Here is a 23,507-nt window from a genome sequence, read left to right as displayed (position 1 = left end):
GAATATGACCTATGAGTATTCAGATCAAGACCTCTACCCTGGAGCCGGTTCGCAACACCTTTGCGCACATCGAGCGTCGTTTTGGGGATAAGCCGGCTACCCGGTATCAGGAAGCCACCTACGATGTGCAGGCTGAAACCAACTTCCACTACCGTCCGTTGTGGGACCCACAGCACGAACTGAATGATCCCAATCGCACGGCGCTGAAAATGGCCGACTGGTACGCCTTCAAGGACCCGCGACAGTTCTACTACGGCACCTATGTACAGCAGCGTGCCCGCATGCAGGAGAACGCAGAAAGTAACTATGCGTTCTTTGAAAAGCGTGGACTGGCTGAACGACTGCCGGCTGAGGTACGTGATCTGGTGGTACGTTTCCTGATCCCGCTGCGTCACCTCGAGCAGGCTGCCAACCTCAATAACATGTATGGCACAGCCTACGGTTACGGCACGGCGATTACTCAGGCGCTGCTCTACAACGCCATGGACCGCCTGGGTATAGCGCAGTATCTCTCCCGCATCGGCCTGATTCTGGACGGCAACAGTAGCGATGCCCTGCAGGAAGCCAAAGGTTACTGGATGAATGACGCCGTTTGGCAACCGCTACGTGCCCTGTGTGAAGAGACGCTGGTGCAGAAAGACTGGTTTGAACTGTTCCTGGCACAGGATCTGGTGATCGATACGCTGATGTTCAACCTGTTCTACGTCCAGCTGGATGAAAAACTGGTAGCCGACGATGGTCAGGATATCGCCATGCTGACGGAGTTTATGCAGGAGTGGAACAAAGACACCAGCCGCTGGCTGGAGGCTGTACTGAAAATTGCTGTGTCCGAGTCTGAAGAAAACAAAACCCTGATGACCGAGTGGATCAGCAAATGGCGTGGCAAAGCGGCTGAAGCATTCGCGCCGCTGGCAATTGAAATGCTGGGTGAAGATGCACTGACGATCGCACTGGCTGAACTGGACAAACGTGTTGCCAAAGCGGGCATCAAGTAAGGGAGATGGCTATGTCAAAAGTGTATCTGGCGCTGCAGGACAATGATGAAGCGCGTTATATCGTCGAGGCGATCGAAGAAGACAACCCGGAATCCACCATCATCCATCAGCCCGCGATGATTCGCATTGAGGCTGAGGGTTATCTGGTGGTGAAGCGTGAAACCGTCGAAGAAAAAATGGGCCGTGACTGGGATATGCAGGAGCTGCATCTGAGCCTGATCACCCTGGGCGGTAACGTAGATGAAGATGATGATCAACTCAGCCTGAGCTGGAATGAATAAGAATAAGGTGACCACAATGGCAGCTAAGAAATTAAGTCTGAAAGAGAAATACAGCCTGCTGACGCGGGATCTGGATTGGGAGTTTTCTTATCAGGATCGCAAAGATGCGTTTCCGATGGAGGAGTTTGAGGGCATCAAGATCACTGACTGGTCAAAATGGGAAGACCCGTTCCGCCTGACCATGGATGCTTACTGGAAATATCAGGCTGAAAAAGAGAAAAAACTCTATGCCATCCTAGATGCGTTTGCCCAGAACAATGGTCACCTGAATGTGTCTGATCCTCGCTATGTGAACGCGATCAAGCTGTTCCTGACCGGGATCTCTCCACAGGAATACCAGGCGCATCAGGGTTTTGCTCATATCGGCCGTCAGTACGGCGGCGTGGGTGCGCGTATCGCCTGTCAGATGCAGTCAATTGACGAACTACGGCATGTACAGACTCAGGTACATGCGATGAGTCAGTTCAATAAATATTTTGACGGTTTCCAGAGCTGGAGCAACATGCAGGACCGGGTCTGGTATCTATCCGTGCCAACCTCTTTCTTCCATGATGCACGTAGCGCCGGTCCTTTCGAGTTTCTGGTGGCGATCGGTTTCAGCTTTGAATACGTGCTGACCAACCTGCTGTTTGTGCCTTTTATGTCGGGTGCAGCTTACAACGGCGATATGGCGACTGTGACCTTTGGTTTCTCTGCCCAGTCAGATGAGGCCCGTCACATGACGCTGGGTCTGGAAGTGATCAAGTTCCTGCTGGAACAGCATGAAGATAACGTGCCGATTGTGCAGAAGTGGATCGATAAATGGTTCTGGCGCGGCACCCGACTGTTGACACTGGTTGGCATGATGATGGATTACATGCTGCCAAACAAAGTCATGAGCTGGAAGGAAGCCTGGGAGGTTTACTTCGAAGAAGCCGGTGGTGCGCTGTTCAAGGATCTGGCCCGTTACGGTATTACCATGCCGAAATATGCCGCGCTGGTTGAAAAAGAAAAAGAACACATCTCGCATCAGGCATGGTGGACCTTCTACACCCACGGTCACGCAACCGGTTTCCACACCTGGATTCCAACCGATGAAGAGCTGGACTGGCTGAGCGAGAAATACCCGGAAACCTTCGATAAGTATTACCGCCCACGCTGGGAAATGGCCAAAAAGCTGGAAGCAGAAGGCAAACGTTTCTACACCAAAGCCCTGCCGCAGCTGTGTACCACCTGTCAGATTCCGATGCTGTTTACAGAGATGGATGACCCGACCCAGATTGCGTATCGCGATACCGTTTATAACGGCGATCGTTATCACTTCTGTTCAGATGGTTGCAAAGACATCTTCCACGACGAACCTGAAAAATATGTGCAGTCATGGCTGCCGGTGCATCAGATCCTGCAGGGTAACTGTGGCGGTCCGGGTGTAGAGCAGGTGCTGTCGGATTACTACCACTTCAATGTCGGTGCGGACAATATGGATATGAAAGGTTCGCCGGATGAGAAACGCTGGAAGCAGTGGAAAGGTGTTGCCTGAGCAGGCAGTTAATAGACACAGGCGGTGCCGTCTGGCACTGCCCACAATAAGAGAGATAAGAAAATGTCTGTACAAGCAATCGTTCCTGATTACCGGGGCGTCGTTAGAGATCGTTTTGAAAACTTCCATGGCAACCAGCTGGTGTATGTGGCCTGGGATAAACACCTGATGTTCTGTGCTCCGTTCGCTTTTCCAGTCCCGCCGGAGATGTCATTCAAGTCCCTGTTGACGGACGTAGCCACCGATGTGTTTGCGGTACACCCGGAGTTTGATCAGCTGGACTGGAGTAAAGCCGAGTGGCTGTTGGATGGTCAGCCGTTTATTCCGCAGCTGGATGTCGCGCTGAAAGATCAGGGCATCAGCCATAAATCTGTGCTGCGTTTCCAGACCCCAGAACTGAAAGGTTATATGGGCGCAGATATCTGAGCCATTGGCCTGAGAGAAATGCCATGACATATGAAGTAACCATAGAACCCACCGGCGATGTAATTGAGGTGGAAGAGGGCCAGACCATTCTGGATGCGGCCCTGAGACAGGGTGTCTGGCTGCCGTTTGCCTGTGGCCACGGCACCTGCGCCACCTGTAAATGTCAGGTTGTAGAGGGTGATGTTGAAATTGGTAATGCCTCGCCCTTTGCCCTGATGGATATGGAGCGGGAGGAAGGCAAAATCCTCGCTTGCTGTGCGATTCCTGAATCTGATCTGGTGATCGAAGCCGACATTGATGTTGATCCGGATTTTGCCGGTTACCCGGTTCAGGATTACCGGGCAACAGTGCGCGAGATTCGCGATCTGTCACCCACGATTAAAGGCATTGTGTTTGATCTGGATGGCGAGATGGCGTTTCAGGCCGGGCAGTACATCAACCTGCAGCTGCCGGGTGTAGAGGGTAGCCGTGCCTTTTCGCTGGCCAACAAACCGTCTGACAATACCCGGATGGAGCTGCATGTGCGTCTGGTGCCGGGCGGGGCAGGCACAACCTACCTGCATGAGCAGTTAAACGTGGGGGATACCATTGATGCATCAGGCCCTTACGGACAGTTCTTTACCCGTAAATCTGACACGAAAGATGTGATTTTTATTGCCGGTGGCTCTGGCCTGTCCAGTCCACAGGCGATGATTCTGGAGATGATAGAAGAGGGCGATCAGCGTCAGATCTATCTATTCCAGGGCGCAAGGAATGTCGCGGAGCTATACAACCGCGAGCTGTTTGAGGAGTTGGCTTCAACCCATGAGAACTTCCATTACATTCCTGCACTGAACGCGCCTGAGCCAGGTGATGACTGGCAGGGTTTCACTGGCTTTGTTCACGATGCGGCGAATAGCTATTTTGATGGGCGCTTTGATGGCCACAAAGCCTACCTTTGCGGTCCGCCGCCAATGATTGATGCGGCCATCACAACCCTGATGCAGGGGCGTTTATTTGAACGTGATATTCATATGGAGCGTTTTTATACCGCTGCGGATGGTGGCGAAGAGTCTACCCGCTCAGCGTTGTTTAAGCGTATCTGATGTCCCGTTAATGCATAAAAAAGCCAGCGTTTGCTGGCTTTTTTGTGGCTGTATTTAGCCATTCAATCATTTGCTTACCCCGTTACTTAAGCATTTGATGATTTGATTAAACTTAGCGACTTAAAAGCCAGAATCAGGCGGGTTTATCGTTAAATTTAACTTCATCATTATTTATTAAGATGCTGATTTTAAATAGATTAATATGGATTTATGCGGCTGGTTAAATTGGCTGGCACAGTGTTTGCTGACCTAGTAGTAGAACCCCAAAGGTTCAATCAAATGGCTATTGGTGAACATGATGACGTCCATAATTAAAACAAGACACGTCAAAGTTCGGCACCCGATGAAATCCGCTTTCACGTGGCCGGCTTTTACAAAAAAAGTTTTCTGCACAGGTTTCGCAAGTCTGCTTCTCGCCGGCTGTGAAGCGCCTCTTAACCTCGAAGGTGTCAGTCAGGAACTGCAAAAGCAGGTTCGCCGCACTGACCAGTTTCAGGCTCTGACTGTTAACCATCAGGATATCTACGCGGTAGGCAATGACGGACTGGTGCTGCACCGTACCGTTACAGCACCTGACTGGACGCGCAGCGTGATTCCGGGCAAGCCATCGTTGATCGATATTGCTGCCTGTCCGGATCAGAGTCTGGTGGCACTCAGCACCCATAAACAGATTTTCCGCAGTACCGATAATGCCCAGACATGGCAGCAGATTGACCTTTCTACCGGCGAAGATCTGATGGCGATCAACTGCGCTGAAGATAACAGCATCTGGATGGTGGGCAGTTTCTCCACCATTCTGTCCTCGTCTGATGCCGGTGAAAGCTGGGAAGAGCAGAGCCTGAGTGAAGATGCGATGCTCACCGGTATTCAGTTTATTGACCGCAACAATATCCTGATCAGCGGTGAATTCGGTCTGTTTGTGAGTTCGAATGATGGCGGCCTGACCTGGAACGAACCCCAGTATATTCCGGATGATTTCTATGCCCATGCGGCTGAATTCATCAACCTTGAAGAGGGTTGGGTTGGCGGTCTGAGCGGCAAGATTCTCCATACTCAGGATGGGGGTCTAAGCTGGGATCTGCAGAGCACACCCACGGAATCACCCATCTACGGTTTTCTGCGCACAGATACCGGTCTCTACGCCTTTGGCGATCACAGCACCTTACTCAAATACCAGTCTGGCAAGTGGCAGCAGTTAAGCCTGTCGCATCCACCGGTGTATTTCCGCGATGCGGTTGCACTGCCGGAACACGCCATGCTGCTGGCCGGGGGCTTAGGCTCTCTGGTCTCGGTTGAGGTTGCTGATAATCAGGCACGCCTGTCACAAAAATAATAAAGGCACGAACTATGGATAAGCAGTCCGTTCAGGCCCATAAGGCCACGCATTTTCTGCACAACATCGACAGTGCAGTGTTTAAGTATCCGAAGCTGATTCTGAGCATCATTCTGGCAATCACCGTGTTTTTTGCCTGGCAGATTCCCGCGGTAAAAATGTACTCCGATTTTTCCGATCTGCTGCCGCAGGAACACACCTACATTCAGCTGCATAACGAGATCAAAGAGTCCTTTGGCGGTGCCAATGTGATCATCGTTGGGGTTGAGGTAGAGCAGGGTGACATTTTCAGTAATGAAGCGCTGGAAAAAATTCATCAGGTGACCATGGCGGTGGATAGTCTGCCCGGGGTCAACCACAACCTGGTGACCAGCGTAACCCACCGTAACTCCCGTAAAGTCTGGATGACACCTGAGGGTAATGTGAACTCTCAGGCCTATTACGACCCACAGGGCGGTGACATGGACACAGAATCCCTCAGTGGGTTACGTGCGGATGTGATTGCCGATCCACGGGTATATGGTCCGCTGGTGTCGCCCGACATGAAAATGGCGCTGGTAAAAGCTCAGCTGAATGAAGGTCAGCTGGATTATGTCGGCACCTTCAATGCGATTCAGCAGATGCGGCTTAAAGCGGCTGCCGATGGCTACAAAATTCATGTGACCGGTCAGCCGATGCTGGTGGGCTGGGCCTATCAGTACCTTGATCAGATTATCGAGATCTTCCTGTTCACCGCGCTGATCATGATCGCGCTGCTGATCTTCTATTTCCGTAAAGCCTACGGGGTACTGATTCCGCTGGCTGCGGTGATTGTCTCCTCCATCTGGGGCATCGGCATTATCTCCCTGTTTGGCTACAACCTTGATCCACTGGGACTGGTTATTCCATTCCTGATCTCGGCCCGTGCCATGTCCCACGGTATCCAGATTGTGGAACGTTACTATCTGGAGCTGAATCAGCACTCGGATCACCACAAGGCGGCGCGTTCCACCTTTGAAAACCTGTTTCGTCCCGGCAGTCTGGGGGTGGTGTCTGATGCGATTGGTCTGTTGCTGATTGCCATCGGTTCGATTCCGCTGAATACCAAACTGGCGCATTACGCGTCGCTCTGGGCACTGTCGATCATCATCACCGTTTTGCTGGCGGTGCCGCTGTTGCTGTCGATTCTGCCTAAGCCCCGCAACACCGACATTCAGGAGAATATCTTCCGTAATGTGGGTTATGGCTGTGCCCGCCTGATCAGCAGTGAGCAGGCCGGTCGTCGTGCCCTCAGTCTGGCGGCGCTGCTGCTGGTGGGCGGCTGGTATTTCTCCTCCCATGTGGTGATTGGTGAGTCAGAACCGGGATCGCCGATTTTGTATCAGGATCACGATTACAACATCTCATCCAAGTCGATTAACGACAGCTTCCCCGGTTCTGAAGAGCTGTACATCGTGGCAGAAACCCAGAAGAAAGGGGATATCAAACGGCCCGAGGTACTGGCTGCGCTGAGTTCACTGCAAAAGCATATGTTGCTTGATCCTGAGGTGGGTGGCTCAAAAGGCATCCCGGATCTGGTGAAACAGGTGAACCGCCTGCTGCATAACGATGATCCACGCTGGATCCAGATTCCTGAGGATGAGATGTATGTGGGTGGCCTGATGTACACCTACATGATGTCCAGCCCAATCCCGGGTGCACTGAATGAGTTTGTCGATACCGATGAGCGCATTGCCAACCTGGTGTTCTATTACAAGGATCATCAGGGTGAAACCATCCGCCGTGCCATCCATACCGCCAAAGAGTGGATTGCAGAAAATGACGGCCAGGTTGAAGGTCTGACCATTCGTCTGGCCGGTGGCACCATCGGTGTGACGGCGGCCATGAATGAAGCCGCCTATGAAACCAACCTGTGGGTGTTGCCACTGGTGTTTCTGCTGATCTTTGCCATGGTGATGTTCTTCTATCAGTCCCTGGCGGCGGGCACCATGATGTTTATGGCGATGCTGTTCGCCACCACGCTGACCTACGCCTACATGGGTCTTTCCGAAATGGGTATCAACATCAACACCGTGCCGATTATTGCGGTAGGGGTCGGTGTCGGTATCGACTACTCAATCTACATGATGGACCGCATCCGCGCCGAAATGGTGTCACTGGGTGATCTCAGCGCCGCAGTGCGCCGGGCCATCAGCACCACCGGACTGGCGATCAGCTTCACCGCAATCACCCTGATTGCCGGCATCGTCATGTGGGTACTGCTCTCTGATCTGCGTTTTCAGTCGGACGCGGCGTTACTGCTGATCGTAATGGTCGTGCTGAACGCGGCGGCTGCCATGTTGCTGGTACCCAGCTGGGTGCTTGTCTTTAAACCGAAGTTTATCTGTGAGGCCTATGCCGATGAGGATGGAGTAATACACGCGTAGTTAGTTATTGGAAAACAAACACATAAGAAAACAACCTGAAGGGGTTTTACATGTCAAAAACAATAAAAATGACCCTCAAAACGCTACCACTTTGCATGACCGCGGGGATGGCTGCAACGGTAGCCGGTAGTGTCTATGCTGCTGAAACTGAATGGGCGGGGTTCGTCGAAAACGCGACTTATTATCGTGATGATGTTGGCTTATCGAAGTTCCGTAATACGGCTCAGGCGGAGTTCACCAAAGTCATCGAGTCCGAGGGTTTTCGTAACCTCAGCATCAACGGCGTGCTGCGTGGCACCTACGACGGTGTCTACGACCTGAACGACAAGGACTTTGGCAAAGATGCACAGGAGTCTCATCTGGGTGCCAACTGGCACGATGCGGACCTGTCCAATATGGTTCTGGCTCCGGGTACTCCGTTCCCATGTGAGAATGATCCGGCGCTGTGTAATAACCTCGACGGCTACATGGATCAGCACGAGAGCGACGCTGCTTTCCCTGAGTTTAATGACCAGCTGGATTTTGTCCGCGAACTCTATGTGCGTGGTGACCTGCCGCTGGATAACGGTGATGTGTTCTCCTTCTCGCTGGGTAAACAACAGATCATCTGGGGTAAAACCGACCTGTTCCGCGTACTGGACGTGCTGAACCCGGTGGATTACTCCCGTCACAATATTTATGACGAACTGGAAGATATCCGTATCCCCCAGTGGATGCTGAACGCCACCTGGCGTATGGGTGCCACCGAAACCTTTGACGATATTAACCTGTCCTTCGTCTGGAACTTCGACAAGTTCCGTCCGAGCAACCTCGGTACCTGTGGTCAGTCCTACAGCATTCTGGATGCTGGCTGTTTCTTCAGCTCCCGGATCAACGGCGGCGGTCCTTACGTGATCAACGACGTGGAAGAGCCGAGCTGGAGCCTGGCCAACACCCAGTTTGGTGTGAAGTGGGAAGGGGTGTATGGCGATGCGACCTTCTCCCTGAACGCCTTGCACTTCCGTCAGCAGCTACCGTCTCTGCACGCACTGCCTGGACCGGGTGACAACTTCGGCCTGTTCAACATCGAATTCCCCCGGGTCAACCTGGTGGGCGGTGCCATCGACTACTACTCCATGGACATGGATGCGGTCTGGCGTCTGGAGCTGGCCTACACCCAGGGTGAAGAGCTGGCGCGTGACCTGAACGGTCACAAAGAGACCGACATGCTGCGTTACGTGATCGGTTTCGACAAAAACCTCGTGATGCCATCGCTGGGCACCCAGAGTGCGTTCCTGATCTCTGCGCAGCTGTTTGGTGAGCATATCCTGGATCATGTCGAAGACATGCCGAACGAAGAAGACAACTGGATTGCGACCCTGCTGTTCAAAGGCTGGTACATGAACAACCGCCTGAGTCCGCAGATCATCATGGCGCATGACTTTGGCGGCAAAGCCACAGCGGTTGCTCCAAGCATCTCCTGGACACCGGATAACCACTGGATGTTCAACCTGGGTCTGAACGTGAAGTTCGGCGGTGATGAAACCTTCGGCTGGTCGCCCGTCGGTGGCGAGAAAGTGTACGAGCCACTGGCCCGTTTCACCAATGGCCCGATCGGTGTGGCAAACCAGGAAGACGAGATTCAGCTGACCGTCCGTTACAGCTTCTAACGCGGAACGAATAACAAGAATATAGGTGTGTAGACCATGCGTAATAAAACTCTCTTAACACTGGCCCTCTCGGCCGTGATGATCAGCCAGGCGCAGGCCGAAGTGTCAGACGCGGTGATCGAAAGCAGCTTTTACCCTTACAAGAACGGGGTGCCAAGCTTCCCGGGCCTGAGTGCCGGCATGACCATCAATCAGGGCAACGTTGATCAGTTCAAAGATGCCCTCGACCCGGCCATGTACAGCTTTATCAAGAACGGCGATACCGAACTGAAAGTGGGTGAAACCACCGACTTCGTGCTGGATGAAAGTTACATTGAAGCCACTCGCAAATACTCCAGTGGTGTGACGCTGGGAGCAGGCCACGGTGAAATCTCTGAAACCGTTGCGGGCCGTCCGTTCCCGGAAGAGCCAAAAATGGATGATCCACGTGCCGGTGAGAAAATGGCCTGGAACTTCAAGTATGGTTACAACTGGGGTGACTCAGCGTCCATCTATCCGTTTTACTGGCGCTACCGTGATATGGGCAGCGGCAAGGTGGAGCGGACACTTAAGTTCAACTTCCACTTCCTGAACTTCTCACACCGTACCCAGTATGAGCCGTATCCGGCCATCACGCCGAACCCGTCTAACTTCTTCCGTTCTACCTACGGGGAAGTGCTTGAGCCGTACGATCTGAAAAACACCCAGCTGCTGATTCACCGTTTTGAGGATGACACCAAGCTGGATAACGTGTACCTGTACCTGGGCTTCCAGCGCCGTGTACGTCGCCTGTCTTCTGGCCAGACCACTGATGCGTTCCTGGGCTCGGATCTGATGATCGAGGACTTTGAGGGTTACAACGGTCGTATCAGTGATATGAACTGGACCTTCAAAGGCGCGAAAAACATCCTGATGCCAATGTACAACCACAACACCCTGGCGAACTATGACACCGAGATTCATCCGGACGATGCGGATGGATTCAAAATGGTGGCGTTTTCTGGCAAAGGCGGCTGCTTCCCGGAGATCACCTGGCAGCTGCGTAAAGTGTACGTACTGGAATCTGATCCAGTGGATGAAAACCATCCGATCAGCAAACGCGTTCACTTTATTGACGCCCAGACCTACACCATTCCACGGACCATAGCTTATGACCGTAAAGGTGATCTGTGGCGTTCATTCACCATTGGTCAGGCACATCCGGACCACCACCTGCCAGTCAACAAGGGAACAGGCGTCTCAATTGATGACTCCTTCTCCATGGTTGATGTCCAGGCAAACCACTGCACCACCGGTCAGTTCAAAGGGATCGTCGATCCTAAACTGAGCCCGGTGGATAAGTTTACCGTTCAGAACATGCGCGCGACCGGTAAATAAACCGCTTCAACTAAGCCCTTTGTTGCTTGCCGGACATAGCGATATGTCCGGCTTTTTTGTTTTTGAAGGGTGGTTGTTTCTGAAATAAACCGTTTTGGCTGTTGATCTCAAAGCGAATTAAGCTATAGTTTAGTATTGATTTTATTTTTATTGTTTTTGCACAAATCTACAATTTTTTATGCATTAATTTAATACTTATGAATCTATGTTTATGCTATAGATAAAAATATAACAATAAAAAGAGGTGTAAGATGCTCGTTCTTGGGAATGCTGAAAAAAGTAATTCTATACAAAACATCTATGAGCAAGAGCAAAAGCTATCAATTTATAGGCGTTGGAGTATCGATAAAAATTCATACTCAAATGAAAGTAGTTTGGATATTGTAAGCCGAAAAATTGAAGAGCTCGATCTTGTTAAATGTCAGTGTGGACAATTTAGTGGTTACAGGGACGATAAAACTATAAACGAAGATTCTGAACGGTTTATAGGGCTACAAATTCTTGAAAAAGGAAGAGAGACTTTTAAAACACGACATGATGAAAAGACTTTTCTTGAAGGATCCATGATTCTCTGGAATAGCTCGATTCCATCAGAATTTCACGTTGAATCTCCAATTGCTAAATCTACTTTGATGATTCCAGAAAAAGAGATTTCAAGCAGGGTTAATCTAAATAAATTGGATGGCTATAAGTTTATTGATACCGATAATGCATTATCTAGAATTATTTATGCATATATGAAATCCCTGTCAGAAAATTTTTATACAGTAAACAATGTAGAATCATTTGCATTAAAAAGAGCTGTCCTTGAATTGGCTTGTTCGCTTATTGAAAGTCAAAATGATTCCATGACGGATACGAGATTATCTAGGAATTATTTAAATAATATTATGAAGTTTGTAAGAGATAATATTCAGGATCCTGATTTGAATGTGGCTAAAATAGCACAAGAAAATCGGATCTCTGTAAGGTATTTGCATCTTATTTTTAATGAGATTAATTCTACGCCTTATGCCTGGATACAAAATGAAAGATTGAATAAATGCAGAGAGGATTTAAAAAACCCTATATATGAGCATAAGCAAATATCAGAAATTTGCTTTAAATGGGGGTTTAATGATGCATCTCATTTCAGTCGATGCTTCAAGAAAAAATTTGGTATCAGTCCTCGCCAGTTAAAACAAAAAAGAATTTGAAATATTTAAAAAAAGAGCTACGAATGTAGCTCTTTTTTTGTGCCCGATTTATTCTTAATAAAGATCGAATGAGTAAGAAATGCCGATATCGAGACCGAAGTCACCATATCCGCCTGCACCAGTTCCATGTGCCACTTGATTATGAGAATAGCCTACAGTGCATTGAGCATTGTCATTATTGTCAATGGTGGTTGCATTTGTATAGAAAACTAAACCTTTGTTGAACTCTTTTTCATAACCAATGCTCCACTTATCACAGGTGTAGTCCATGGATTTGTTGTCGCTGCGTAGGGCAGAGAGTTTAATTAGCCCAGAGTCACCTACGGGCACTTGAGCACCGATCATAAATGCTGCTTGGTCACCCAAAAGGACTGCTGGATCTTTTTCAATATGAACTTCTTCGTAATAACCGAATAGTTTAAAGGGTCCGAAATCATATGAGCCAGCCAAAATGCCAAGATAGAGTTGAGCAGCATCAGATTTTGCATTCCAAGAATGCTCAAAATCGAAAGTCAAACTCAAGGGACCGTCTTTATAACTAGGAATAATGGCATATACTCTGTTATCGCCTTCGTTGCCTGTACCTTCTTGGCCGACAAGAGTGTTGGTGTACGCAGCAATAATACCCCAGCCATTATAACGAGGTGAAACGTAGGCAACGGCCTGATCTGCTCGTGGTACAACAATCAGAGTTGAACTCATATTGCCGACAGTACCTTCACCAAATGGATCGTAATCTCTGGCAATGCTTGCGCGGCCTCCATCCATTCGGCCAGCAATAGCAGTACCCCAAGAACCGGTGAAACCAGCCCAAGCCTGGCGGCCAAATATGCTGTCATCGCCGTACGTACTTGTACCATCATCCAAGTCAAAGCCAGATTCCAGTTTAAAGATAAAAGTATTATCTTCAGAAATCTTCTGGTTACCCTGTACGCCGAGGAAACTACCGCTTCTTACGCCGCTTTCCCAATCAACCTGACTGCCTGCAGGTGCAGTGGTGTCATCGCCAGCACGATAAACCATACCGAAATCAAGTGTTGAATAAACGTTGATATTGAAGTCTTCGATCGCATAAGCATTTACTGAACTGCAGAGCGCGACAGCATAAGCAATTTTTTTTATTTGCATAGATATCACCTGGAATTTTGAATAATTATTTTATTAATTAGTTGTGTTGCTTTTCTTATCGAGATTGCAGAAAAGCATCCCAAGCTGCCTCTGCTTCCTGCCAGCCTACATTCGCAATTACTGAGCCATCTGGGTTGATAAAAGCCAGTGGGCCCAAGAAAGTCATATAAAATTTACTATCGATTGGGAAAGAAGTTTGATCATGTCGAGCGCCAGATGATTCATAGCCATAACCGGGCGCGAAGGCTGAGTCACCACCATTTTCTACACCGCCACGAATATCCATTTTGCCTTCATACAGGAAATACTCACCAGGACCGGTATGGAAATGTGCAGCAAATGAAGTACCAGCAGGGCAGTCAAAAACAGCAGTCCATGAGCCCATCTCTGGTGAGGTGTTTAATAGTCGCCATTTAATAGGGCCATCGCAAAACGCTTCAGGGAAAGGGGCCCATTCCATGTCGTCCATCTGTACGTAAGTTTCTGGTGCTTTCTGTTTCATTTTTTTCTCCGATTTATTATTTTGTTACGCCTTTGAAATATAAATCGAATAAAAAAAATAAAATGTTTATTTGTGCAAAGAAACAAGCACAAGGATGAACAATAAATTTAAGTCGCCAAAAAGTGAAGGCATAGTTGACTGTAAGAGAAGAGGGCTTGCAGATAGAAATTTCCGAGGCGATACTGAAGTTAAAATAATTATTGCGAAAAATATAATGTCTTTAATTCGTTTAGAAAATAAAATTCTGTCTGATAATTATAATTATATAATAAGATGCAATGAGACAAATTCATTTGCTCTTATAGACCCTTTGTTTATCGATGATATAGAGCACGTATTGAGAAACGCGCAAGGTGATGTTTGCTACATTATAAATACGCATCATCATGTCGATCATATTTATGGGAATTGTTATTTTAAGTCAAAATATCCACATGCAAAAATTGCAGCTTTTGATAAAAATCTCGTAGATAACATTGATATCGAATTAAAAGATGACGTAGTTTTGGAACTAGGTTCACTGAAGCTGCGCATTAAACATTGCCCGGGACACACAGAAGACCATATTTGTATTGAATATGATGATGTTGACAAGGGCTATTTTATTGCTGGAGATCTTTTGTTTAATGGTGGTATAGGCAATATAAAAAATGGTGGGGATATAAAAAAACTATTTATCACCGTTGATGGTGTTAAAGATAAAATCCATGATGATTGTTATTTATGCCCAGGGCATGATTATTTTTTGAAAAACTGGGTTTTTTCTAAATATGTAATGGCTGAGCGGCATGAACTATTTGATTTCTATGTAAAGTATTCAATTAAACATTCTTCTAATCAACTTATGACGATTGGAGAAGAAAAAAATTATAATCCTTTTTTTAATCTTGAAAATAAAGAATTAAAAAATAAAGTAGAAGATATTTGTAAAAAAAGTATTAGTTCAAAATTTGAATTATTTAAAGCTCTTAGAGAGCTGCGAGATGACTTTTAAAGGTGTGTATATGAATGAATTTGTTTTAAACCATACTATGTTGCGGGTGCGCGACCCTAAAGCTAGTTCTGATTTTTATGAAAATATTTTAGGTATGACTTTTATCGATAAATATGATTTTCCTGAAATGAGCTTCAGTCTGTACTTTTTAGGTTATGTTGGTGACTTAAATGTCGATGATCTGAGCCGTGAAGAAAAAGCCAATTATATCTTTGGTACTCCCGGCATCCTGGAATTAACACATAACTGGGGTTCTGAAAACGATCCTAGTTTTGGCGGTTATCATAATGGAAACTCCGCACCTCAGGGGTTTGGGCATATTGCAATTAGTGTCCCTGATGTTAACGAGGCTTGTAAGAGATTCGAAGAAAAAAACGTAGTATTCGTTAAAAAACCAAGTGACGGTACTATGAAAGATTTGGCTTTTATTCAGGATCCTGATGGCTATTGGATAGAAGTGTTGGCTGTTAAATCAATCACAAAATTATTACTGGAGAGGTGAATAATATGGATGTAAATAGAGCAGAAATAGAGAAAGTTATTTATCATCACCTTGGCGCATTTTCTAATGGTATTGATGATGTTATGGCTGACTATAACGAAGAGTCTATCTTGGTTACTCAGGATAAAACTTATATTGGTCTAAATGAAATTCGAACTTTCTTTAATGATTTTATTGAGAATAGTACAAGTGAATTTTGGGAAGCCTTTGAAGTAGAGCACTTGTCTACCGAGTACAATGCCACGCTACTGGTTTGGTCCGCTGTACCATTTGTTGAAAAGGCTGTTGATACAATCGTTGTCGTAGATGGAAAAATTAAATATCAAAATTTTACGGTTTTATAAAGGTGTAATATGAATATAAAAATAATTAACAAAGGTTTGATTTTGGTATCGATGCTTTCGATGTCTTTGTATTGCTTTGCTGGTGGTGTTGAAGAAGAAAAAAATAATTGTGATATTTTTAGTAACACTGAATGTGTCCCAACTGATCTTCAACTGAAGAATCCAGAATGGATTGAATATGGCAGCAAGAAGTTTGCCTTGACTTGCGGATATTGTCATGGATCTCAAGGTGATTCTGGAAAAAACAAAGCCTTCAGGAAACGTCCAGCCGACTGGGATAAAAATTATATTTTTAAAACTATTCATGATGGTAAAAAGCGAGGGGCTAATGTTATGCCAGCTTGGGGAGAAAGTCTTTCTGATGATCAAATTTGGCAGATAGTTGCCTTTATTAAATCGCTTTCTGGTGCGCCGAAAAATTAAATTTTTGCATTTATAGTCAATTTTTATTTCTTTTAAAGAATAATCATTATTTATCTAAAGTGTATATTTGAAAAACATCATCCATACATTAAAATAATAGGTGGCAATGTGAAAAAAATGAATAAAACCCTGATAGCAGTGTCTGTTTCTATGCTAGCAGCTGCTACTGCTTACGGTGTTCCTCCCACTGTTAAATCCAAAGATTCTGTTAAAGATTATTCTGACTGGCCAGAGTATCATCGTGATTTTCGTGGGTGGCATTATTCCGGGCTTGACCAGATTAACAAGTCAAATGTATCTAAGCTGAAAGTTGCTTGGATGCACCAGCCTGGTGATATTGCTCAGGGCCTACAAGCTATGCCAGTCGTTATTGATGGTATCTTATATTACAGTGGCTCAAATAACCGTGTATTTGCTGTTGATGGTGCTACCGGTGAAGAGATTTGGCACTACTACACCGAGCTTGATGAGGTTCAGGAACGTTCGATCTTTGGTATCTATAACCGCGGTGTCACAGTTGGTAATAACAAGGTCTACATCGGCAGTTCTGATGGCCATATTATTGCCCTGGATCAGAAAACAGGTGAGGAGCTTTGGAAAACTAAGCTGACCGATCCTGAAACTTGCCATGGCTGTAACTTTACTTCTCCCCCGGTTCTTGCTGGCGATGTGCTGATAGCAGGACCTACCGGTGGTGACTTGGCGCTACGTAATAAAATTTATGCTCTTGATGCAAATACAGGTAAAGCCGCCTGGACATTTGAAGTGCTTAAAGATGATCCAAAAAGCTGGCCAAAAGACACCATTGAAGTTGGTGGCGGTGGCGCATGGTTGCCGGGTCAGTATGATGCAAAAACCGATACCTTCTATATTGGTACATCTAACCCAGCTCCAGATTTTAATATCAATAACCGTAAGGGCGACAACCTTTACACCTCTACGATCTTAGCGCTTGATCCTAAAAATGGTCATATCAAGTGGCACCATCAGGAAGTTCCGAACGATGCGTGGGATTTTGATTCCCCGTACGAAATGGTTCTTCTAGATAAAGATGGCAAGGAAATGATGATGCACCTGAATAAAGGTGGCTTCGTTACCTTGTTAGATCGTCATACCGGTAAAGTGGAAAATGTTTGGCAGCTTGCTGAGGAGATGAACTGGGTAAAAGGTATTGATCCTAAAACTGGTGAGCTGATTGGTCGTAATAATCCAATCGACGGCAAAAGTGATGTTTTCTGCCCAAGTGCGCTAGGTGTACGTAGCTGGAATGCCGGTGCCTATAGTCCAAAGACTGATCTTTGGTACAGTAATTCCTATGAAATTTGTAACCGAGCTAAAGTTGGTGAACAAAAAATTGATGAGCTAGCGTTTTCTCAACCTTATTATGATTTGATTGAGTTTGAGATTATTCCGCCTCCAGGTAAGGATAAAGCGCCTTCTTATTTAACTGCTTATAATCCTTACACCGGCGAGAAAGCATGGCAAATCGAATACGGTCTACCTGGCTTGAGTCATGTTCTGGCAACTGGTGGTGGATTGGTATTCAACGGTAATCCAAACGGAATGCTCTACGCATATGATGATAAGACCGGTAAAGAACTGTGGAAGTTTAATACAGGTTCTGGTCTGCGTGGCGGTGTGATGTCTTATACAGCAAATGGCAAACAATATATTGTAGCAGCCTCTGGCTTTGGCTCTCTCTTCCCAGCATTTGCTTCAATACCATGGCCGGAATTTAAAAATGTCCGTGGTGGTGCTGTACTAATTGCTTTTGAAATTGAATGATAAATATAAAGGGCCCGAGAGGGCCCTTTATTTAGTTCATATGATAAATTTATTCAATAAATCATATATTATTTTTATTGTGTTCATTATCGGTTTTTATTTTATTTATTTTAATTTAAACACCAATGATGATCAGGAAAAATATGAAAATAAATTAGATGTTTTTACAGTATTGGTTTCAGATGTCGAGAGGAATAGGGTGGTTGTATATGAAAGTAAGTCGTACACGATTGTTGATACATTGAAAACCTGTTTTCAGCCTTATTTGATGAATATTGTTAACGATGATTTATATGTTTATTGCCGTTTTCAAGTTAATGTCTACAGTATGCCAGATATGAAATTAATAAATGTATTGCGTAAAAATTCTAACTCATACGGCATTCTTCAAATTGATGACGCTTTTGTTTTATATGATTCAAACAGCTCGACTGTAATAAGTAAAAATTCCTTCAGGAGGTCGCTTGTCAAAAATATAAGGTTGGAAGGGACGCCATCTGACTATTTGGTTTATAAATGAGTTTCTTCGCCCCCGAATCATTCCCTAGATGATTCAACAACACCGCGCCATGCGGATTTTAGCCCTGAATATCAGGGCTTTTTTTGTGGTTGTAGTTAAAAATATCTTATATCGATGTAATTGAAGCACCTTTATTATCCTGAACTAATTAGGCTTGTTTATCACAGACTCATTTACGTTGAATATAATTTAATCCAGACGTTGTCTGGTTTTGTTAAGAAGCAGATAGTGTTGATAAATGCAAGAATCAAAATAAATATCATTCACTTTCAAAAGATAGCTTCTCTTACCAACTAACTTGAACAGCCTTTATTTTTTATAAAAATGCGGATTAACTCCGGTCCACTCTTTAAACGCACGGGAAAATGAAGCGGCCTCTGTAAAGCCCAGAATCTGGGCAATGCTGCCTACCGGCAGTTTGCGTTGTGATAACAGATGGATGGCTGTATCCCGTCGGGCGATATGTTTTAGCTCACGGAAGGTGGTGCCTTCTTCGACCAGCTTGCGGCGCAGGGTTCGGCTGGTCATAGCCAGTTGCTCGGCGACTTCTTCAATGCTCAGATTACGAAACCGGTTACCGGCCATCATCGCATCTAGAATGCGCCGGGTGTGGTTGGGGTAGTAATTCTGTTTCTGAAACCAGTCCAGTGGTGCCCGGCGCAGGTGTGCTTTTAGGCTGTCACGGGTTTGTACCACGGGCCAGCTCAGACATTCAGCAGGAAAGGTAAAGCGGCAATGGCCGGTTTCAAAATGGGCCGGGCAGGGGAACAGCAATCGGTACTCTGCGGCGTGTTCCGGTGGCGGGAAATCAAACTCGACCGATAGTAGGGGAATGCGCTGGCCCGACAGCCAGGCCGGGAAGCGGTGCCAGACCAGCATAAAAAAGTCAATCATCATATGCTGCACATCCAGCTCGGGTTCTTTGAGCTTCATGCTGAACTGAGCGGTGTCCTGATCAGTACATATTTCAAGTGTGAAAGCATCGGTTGTCAGATTATAAAAACGCGCCAGATGACGGTAAACGCTACCCAGATCCGGACTGTGAATAATCTGCTGCGCCATCATGGTAAATACCCCGTGGCGACTTGGGATTCGGGTCATGCCGATAAACTCATCATCCGCCTGTTCCCATGCATTCTGCATCACAACCGAGAGTTGTAGAGGCGTAATCCGTATGCCCGGGGTGGTCAGCATCTCTGGGCTGATACCGGTTTTGGCGAGAATATCTGCCTGAGCAATGCCACGTCTGCCCAGAGCCTCAATCACGGATCGCACATAGTGCATGGAGATGGTCTGATTTTCGTAACTCATACTAAGGTTTAACCCGGCACTGGGGTGCGTTTTTGTGTGTCCTAAAATGTTAAATTTACGTCTTTATTGGTCATTTACGCAAGGGGCAATTATTGGGACATTAGGCGCACAAGAATAACGAGTCCGCGCAGGCGATACATAACTGACCGGATATGCAGTAGAGCAGCGTCTTACCTTCGTTTCTGAAGACTCGTTAATCCATTCATCAGATCAGTCGGGCTGGTTAACACAGCCTTAGAGGAGCCAACATGTCTGAGTATCAGCACCCCTACCGGGATACCGCTTTTATTTTGCAGCACCTGGTTGAGTTTGATCAGCTCTGCGCTGACGCCGGCCTGACCGAAGTTAACCAGGAACTGGCGGATGCCATTGTTGAAGAAGCCGGTCGCTTTGGCAGTGAGGTATGGGCGCCGCTGAACTTTGTGGGTGACCAGAACGGTGCTCGCATGACTGAAAACGGCGTGGTTGAGACTGAAGGTTATGCTGATGCCTATCAGGCGTTTGTTGAAAATGGCTGGCCAACCCTGACCTTCCCGGAAGACTTTGGCGGTCAGGCATTGCCGAATGTACTGGGTACGGCGGTGAACGAGGTCTGGCACTCTGCCAATATGGCATTTGCTCTGTGCCCGATGCTGACACAGGGTGCCACTGAAGCGATTTTGCACCACGGCAGCGATGAACTGAAAGAGACATGGCTGCCCAAGCTGGTCAGCGGTGAATGGACCGGCACCATGAACCTGACTGAACCTGATGCGGGTTCCGATCTGGCAGCTATCAAGACCCGAGCGGTGCCAGAGGGAGATCACTACCGCATTACCGGCCAGAAGATCTTTATCACCTGGGGCGACCATCAGATGACGCCAAACATTGTGCATCTGGTGCTGGCACGTCTGCCCGATGCGCCCGCTGGCGTAAAAGGTATTTCCCTGTTTATCGTGCCTAAATTCCTGCTGGATGATCAGGGTGAACCGGCTGAGCTGAACGATGCCCGTTGTGTATCCATTGAACACAAACTCGGTATCCACAGCAGCCCGACCTGCACCATGAGCTTTGGTGACGAAGGCGGTGCCATCGGTTATCTGGTGGGCGAGCCAAATGAAGGTCTGGCCTACATGTTCACCATGATGAACCATGCCCGTCAGACAGTCGGCCTGCAGGGGCTGGCGATTGCTGAGCGCAGCTACCAGCAGGCGGTTGCCTATGCCAAAGAACGTTTGCAGGGCACACGCAAAGATGGCAGCAAAATCCCAATCATCGAATTCCCGGATGTACGCCGTATGCTGATGCAGATGCGCGCCTCTGTTGAAGCGATGCGCGCGCTGGCACTGGTGGCTGCCGCTGAAACCGACCGCAGTCATTATGCGACGGATGATGCGCAGGCCATATCCCAGGAACGGGTTGAGCTGTACACACCGATTGTTAAAGGCTGGTTGACGGAACTGGCACAGGAAGTGACCTATCTGGGCATTCAGGTGCATGGCGGTATGGGGTTTGTTGAAGAGACCGGTGCAGCACAGCACGCACGCGACGCCCGCATTCTGACGATTTACGAAGGCACAACCGGTATTCAGGCACTGGATCTGATCGGCCGTAAAACCCTGAAAAATTCAGGCCAGGGTATGACCCGTCTGCTGGCCGAGGTTGAAGACACCTGCAAAGGCCTGGAAGCAACCGACGGCCTGCAGGACCTGGCGAAAGCACTGACTGCTGCACTGTCTGATACCCGTACGGCTCTGGCCTGGATTCTGGACAGTGGTGCTCAGTCACCCCATGCGGCAGGTGCTGTGAGCAATGCCTATCTGATGCTCTGCGGTTACCTGACTGGTGGCTGGTTGATGAGCAAGCAGGCGATTATCGCAACTGAGAATCTGAAAACCGGTGCGGATAATTCTGAGTTCCTGAGTGCAAAAATTATCACCGCACGTTTCTATTGTGAGCATCTATTGCCTAGGGTTAAAGCATATACAGAAACATTGCTCAAGGGTGAGTCCAGCCTGATGGCGTTACCCGTGGATCAATTTTAAAGGCCGGGCCGTTACAGGCGAACCGTCGGAGAAGAGACAATGAAAATTCTAGTCTGCGTAAAACGCGTCATAGATTACAACGTAAAAGTTCGGGTGAAGGCGGATCAGAGTGATGTTGATCTGACCAACGTCAAAATGGCACTGAACCCGTTCTGTGAAATTGCTGTGGAAGAGGCTGTACGCCTGAAAGAGCAGGGCAAAGCTGACGAGGTGGTCGTAGTATCCATCGGTCCTAAAGCGGTTCAGGAACAGCTGCGAACAGCACTGGCACTGGGCGCAGACCGTGCCATTCAGATTGAAACTGAAGCAGCACCCGAAGCCCTGAACACCGCAAAACTGCTTGCTAAAGTGGTGGAGCAGGAACAGCCTGGACTGGTGCTGATGGGTAAGCAGTCCATCGATTCTGATAACAACCAGACCGGCCAGATGCTGGCGGCTCTGATCGGTGCGCCACAGGCGACCTTCGCGTATTCACTGGAGCTGGATGCAGAGCAGGTTGTTGTCACCCGTGAGGTGGATGGCGGTCTGAAAACCCTTGCCCTGAAACTGCCCGCGGTGGTGACCACAGACCTGCGTCTGAATGAGCCGCGCTACGTTAAGTTACCTGACATCATGAAAGCCAAGAAAAAACCACTGGCCGTGGAAACACCGGACGGCCTGGGTGTGGCGCTGAAGCAACATCAGACTGTGTTGAAGGTGGAAGCACCGGGCCAGCGTCAGGCCGGTATTCGGGTGGACAGCGTTGATGCGCTGCTGGATAAACTGAAAAATGAAGCGAAGGTGATCTGATGAGTACATTAATTATTGCCGACCACGATAATCAGGCACTCAATCCAGCCACCCTGAGTGTCATCACTGCAGCCAAGGCGTTGGGCCAGTCCATTACTGTTCTGGTAGCAGGTTCAGGTTGTGGCGCTGTGGCTGAAGCCGCTGCACAGGCTGAAGGTATTGAAAAGGTCCTGCTGGCAGATAGTCCGGCCTATGACAAAGCACTGGCAGAAAACCTGGCGGAATTGGTGATCTCATTGAGCAGTGGTTATAGCCACATTCTGACAGCTGCCAGCACCACAGGTAAGGATTTTATGCCGCGGGTGGCTGCTCAGCTGGATGTTGGCCAGATCTCTGAAATTATTGCGGTTGAAAGCGCTGATACCTTTAAACGCCCGATCTATGCCGGCAATGCGATTGCAACGGTTCAGTCTCTGGATGCTATCAAGGTCATTACTGTGCGTGGATCAGCCTTTGATCGCAGTGCCGCCACCGGCGGTAGCGCAGGTATCGAATCCGTTACAGCGACCGCGGCGAATGATCGCTCTGCCTTTGTTAAAGAGGAACTGGTGGTGTCTGAACGTCCTGATCTGACCAGTGCGCAGATCGTTGTTTCAGGCGGTCGTGGTCTGGGCAGTGCCGAGAACTTCGATCTGCTGGCGCGGGTTGCCGATAAGCTGGGGGCGGCGATTGGTGCCTCCCGTGCTGCGGTTGATGCGGGTTATGTCAGCAACGACCTGCAGGTCGGTCAGACCGGCAAAATTGTGGCACCGGATCTCTATATCGCGGTGGGTATCTCCGGTGCGATTCAGCATCTGGCGGGTATGAAAGAATCCAAAGTCATTGTTGCGATAAACAAGGACGAAGAAGCGCCGATTTTCCAGATTGCGGATTATGGTCTGGTGGGTGATCTGTTTGAGATTCTGCCTGAACTGGAAAGCAAACTTTAATCCCGATGCCG

General features: G+C 47.8%; 21 protein-coding genes. 18 read left to right on the top strand and 3 right to left on the bottom strand.

What is annotated here, in order from left to right:
* Positions 1 to 11 precede the first annotated feature (11 nt).
* The 10 genes from P2G53_RS00790 (at position 12) to P2G53_RS00745 (ending at position 12,245) form a co-directional block, all read left to right on the top strand.
* On the top strand, positions 12 to 995 hold the full coding sequence (locus tag P2G53_RS00790) for an aromatic/alkene monooxygenase hydroxylase subunit beta (RefSeq protein WP_275812295.1): 984 nt from the start codon (positions 12 to 14) through the stop codon (positions 993 to 995).
* An 11-nt stretch (positions 996 to 1,006) separates the two neighbouring features.
* Positions 1,007 to 1,276, top strand: a complete 270-nt coding sequence (locus P2G53_RS00785; RefSeq protein WP_275812292.1) for an MmoB/DmpM family protein — start codon at positions 1,007 to 1,009, stop codon at positions 1,274 to 1,276.
* A gap of 16 nt (positions 1,277 to 1,292) precedes the next feature.
* The gene (locus P2G53_RS00780; protein WP_275812289.1) at positions 1,293 to 2,795 is read left to right on the top strand and encodes an aromatic/alkene/methane monooxygenase hydroxylase/oxygenase subunit alpha; all 1,503 of its coding nucleotides are present in this window, start codon (positions 1,293 to 1,295) and stop codon (positions 2,793 to 2,795) included.
* A 63-nt stretch (positions 2,796 to 2,858) separates the two neighbouring features.
* Positions 2,859 to 3,221 (top strand): phenol hydroxylase subunit P4, encoded by a 363-nt coding sequence (locus P2G53_RS00775; protein WP_275812286.1) that lies wholly within the window; start codon positions 2,859 to 2,861, stop codon positions 3,219 to 3,221.
* Between the two features lie 23 nt (positions 3,222 to 3,244).
* Positions 3,245 to 4,306 carry a phenol 2-monooxygenase domain-containing protein gene (locus tag P2G53_RS00770; protein ID WP_275812283.1) on the top strand — a complete coding sequence of 354 codons (1,062 nt, stop codon included), beginning with the start codon at positions 3,245 to 3,247 and terminating at the stop codon, positions 4,304 to 4,306.
* Between the two features lie 343 nt (positions 4,307 to 4,649).
* Positions 4,650 to 5,639, top strand: coding sequence for a YCF48-related protein (locus P2G53_RS00765; protein WP_275812280.1), 990 nt, complete (start codon positions 4,650 to 4,652; stop codon positions 5,637 to 5,639).
* 14 nt (positions 5,640 to 5,653) lie between these two features.
* Positions 5,654 to 8,044 carry an MMPL family transporter gene (locus P2G53_RS00760; protein ID WP_275812277.1) on the top strand — a complete coding sequence of 797 codons (2,391 nt, stop codon included), beginning with the start codon at positions 5,654 to 5,656 and terminating at the stop codon, positions 8,042 to 8,044.
* Between the two features lie 50 nt (positions 8,045 to 8,094).
* Positions 8,095 to 9,693, top strand: a complete 1,599-nt coding sequence (locus tag P2G53_RS00755) for a DUF1302 family protein (RefSeq protein WP_275812274.1) — start codon at positions 8,095 to 8,097, stop codon at positions 9,691 to 9,693.
* Positions 9,694 to 9,729: 36 nt separating this feature from the next.
* Positions 9,730 to 11,049: a DUF1329 domain-containing protein gene (locus tag P2G53_RS00750; protein WP_275812271.1), complete on the top strand. Its 1,320-nt coding sequence runs from the start codon at positions 9,730 to 9,732 to the stop codon at positions 11,047 to 11,049.
* A 251-nt stretch (positions 11,050 to 11,300) separates the two neighbouring features.
* Positions 11,301 to 12,245 carry a helix-turn-helix domain-containing protein gene (locus P2G53_RS00745; protein ID WP_275812269.1) on the top strand — a complete coding sequence of 315 codons (945 nt, stop codon included), beginning with the start codon at positions 11,301 to 11,303 and terminating at the stop codon, positions 12,243 to 12,245.
* A 54-nt stretch (positions 12,246 to 12,299) separates the two neighbouring features.
* On the opposite strand, the gene P2G53_RS00740 is transcribed toward P2G53_RS00745, so the two are convergent.
* Together P2G53_RS00740 and P2G53_RS00735 are read right to left on the bottom strand one after the other, a co-directional pair.
* Positions 12,300 to 13,373, bottom strand: a complete 1,074-nt coding sequence (locus tag P2G53_RS00740) for a porin (protein WP_275812266.1) — start codon at positions 13,371 to 13,373, stop codon at positions 12,300 to 12,302.
* Positions 13,374 to 13,428: 55 nt separating this feature from the next.
* Positions 13,429 to 13,875: a hypothetical protein gene (locus P2G53_RS00735; protein ID WP_275812263.1), complete on the bottom strand. Its 447-nt coding sequence runs from the start codon at positions 13,873 to 13,875 to the stop codon at positions 13,429 to 13,431.
* A 94-nt stretch (positions 13,876 to 13,969) separates the two neighbouring features.
* On the opposite strand from P2G53_RS00735, the gene P2G53_RS00730 reads away from it, so the two are divergent.
* The 5 genes from P2G53_RS00730 to P2G53_RS00710 all read left to right on the top strand — a co-directional run bounded on the left by P2G53_RS00730 (position 13,970) and on the right by P2G53_RS00710 (position 17,923).
* A complete protein-coding gene (locus tag P2G53_RS00730; RefSeq protein ID WP_275812260.1) occupies positions 13,970 to 14,869 on the top strand; it encodes an MBL fold metallo-hydrolase in 900 nt (299 codons plus the stop codon).
* A 10-nt stretch (positions 14,870 to 14,879) separates the two neighbouring features.
* The gene (gloA, locus tag P2G53_RS00725) at positions 14,880 to 15,371 is read left to right on the top strand and encodes a lactoylglutathione lyase (protein ID WP_275812257.1); all 492 of its coding nucleotides are present in this window, start codon (positions 14,880 to 14,882) and stop codon (positions 15,369 to 15,371) included.
* A gap of 5 nt (positions 15,372 to 15,376) precedes the next feature.
* Positions 15,377 to 15,715, top strand: coding sequence for a hypothetical protein (locus tag P2G53_RS00720; RefSeq protein ID WP_275812254.1), 339 nt, complete (start codon positions 15,377 to 15,379; stop codon positions 15,713 to 15,715).
* Between the two features lie 9 nt (positions 15,716 to 15,724).
* Entirely contained in the window at positions 15,725 to 16,138 is a 414-nt protein-coding gene (locus P2G53_RS00715) for a cytochrome c (RefSeq protein ID WP_275812251.1), read from the top strand.
* Between the two features lie 117 nt (positions 16,139 to 16,255).
* Positions 16,256 to 17,923, top strand: coding sequence for a PQQ-binding-like beta-propeller repeat protein (locus P2G53_RS00710; protein ID WP_275814064.1), 1,668 nt, complete (start codon positions 16,256 to 16,258; stop codon positions 17,921 to 17,923).
* A gap of 829 nt (positions 17,924 to 18,752) precedes the next feature.
* Here the strand turns inward: P2G53_RS00710 and P2G53_RS00705 are convergent.
* Positions 18,753 to 19,754: an AraC family transcriptional regulator gene (locus P2G53_RS00705; RefSeq protein WP_275812248.1), complete on the bottom strand. Its 1,002-nt coding sequence runs from the start codon at positions 19,752 to 19,754 to the stop codon at positions 18,753 to 18,755.
* A gap of 248 nt (positions 19,755 to 20,002) precedes the next feature.
* Between P2G53_RS00705 and P2G53_RS00700 the strand changes: the two genes are divergently transcribed.
* From P2G53_RS00700 to P2G53_RS00690, 3 genes are read left to right on the top strand one after another with little or no spacing between them, the layout of a single operon-like run.
* Positions 20,003 to 21,778 carry an acyl-CoA dehydrogenase C-terminal domain-containing protein gene (locus P2G53_RS00700; protein ID WP_275812247.1) on the top strand — a complete coding sequence of 592 codons (1,776 nt, stop codon included), beginning with the start codon at positions 20,003 to 20,005 and terminating at the stop codon, positions 21,776 to 21,778.
* A 39-nt stretch (positions 21,779 to 21,817) separates the two neighbouring features.
* Complete coding sequence (locus tag P2G53_RS00695; protein WP_275812244.1) at positions 21,818 to 22,567, top strand: electron transfer flavoprotein subunit beta/FixA family protein; 750 nt, start codon at positions 21,818 to 21,820, stop codon at positions 22,565 to 22,567.
* On the top strand, positions 22,567 to 23,496 hold the full coding sequence (locus P2G53_RS00690; RefSeq protein ID WP_275812240.1) for an FAD-binding protein: 930 nt from the start codon (positions 22,567 to 22,569) through the stop codon (positions 23,494 to 23,496). Before P2G53_RS00695 ends, P2G53_RS00690 begins: the two co-directional genes overlap by 1 nt.
* Positions 23,497 to 23,507: the final 11 nt, after the last annotated feature.

It is taken from the genome of Neptuniibacter sp. CAU 1671, from assembly GCF_029222905.1.
Classification (GTDB): domain Bacteria; phylum Pseudomonadota; class Gammaproteobacteria; order Pseudomonadales; family Balneatricaceae; genus Neptuniibacter.
The sequence above is the reverse complement of the archived record's forward strand: the minus strand, read 5'-3'. Positions and strand labels throughout refer to the sequence as shown.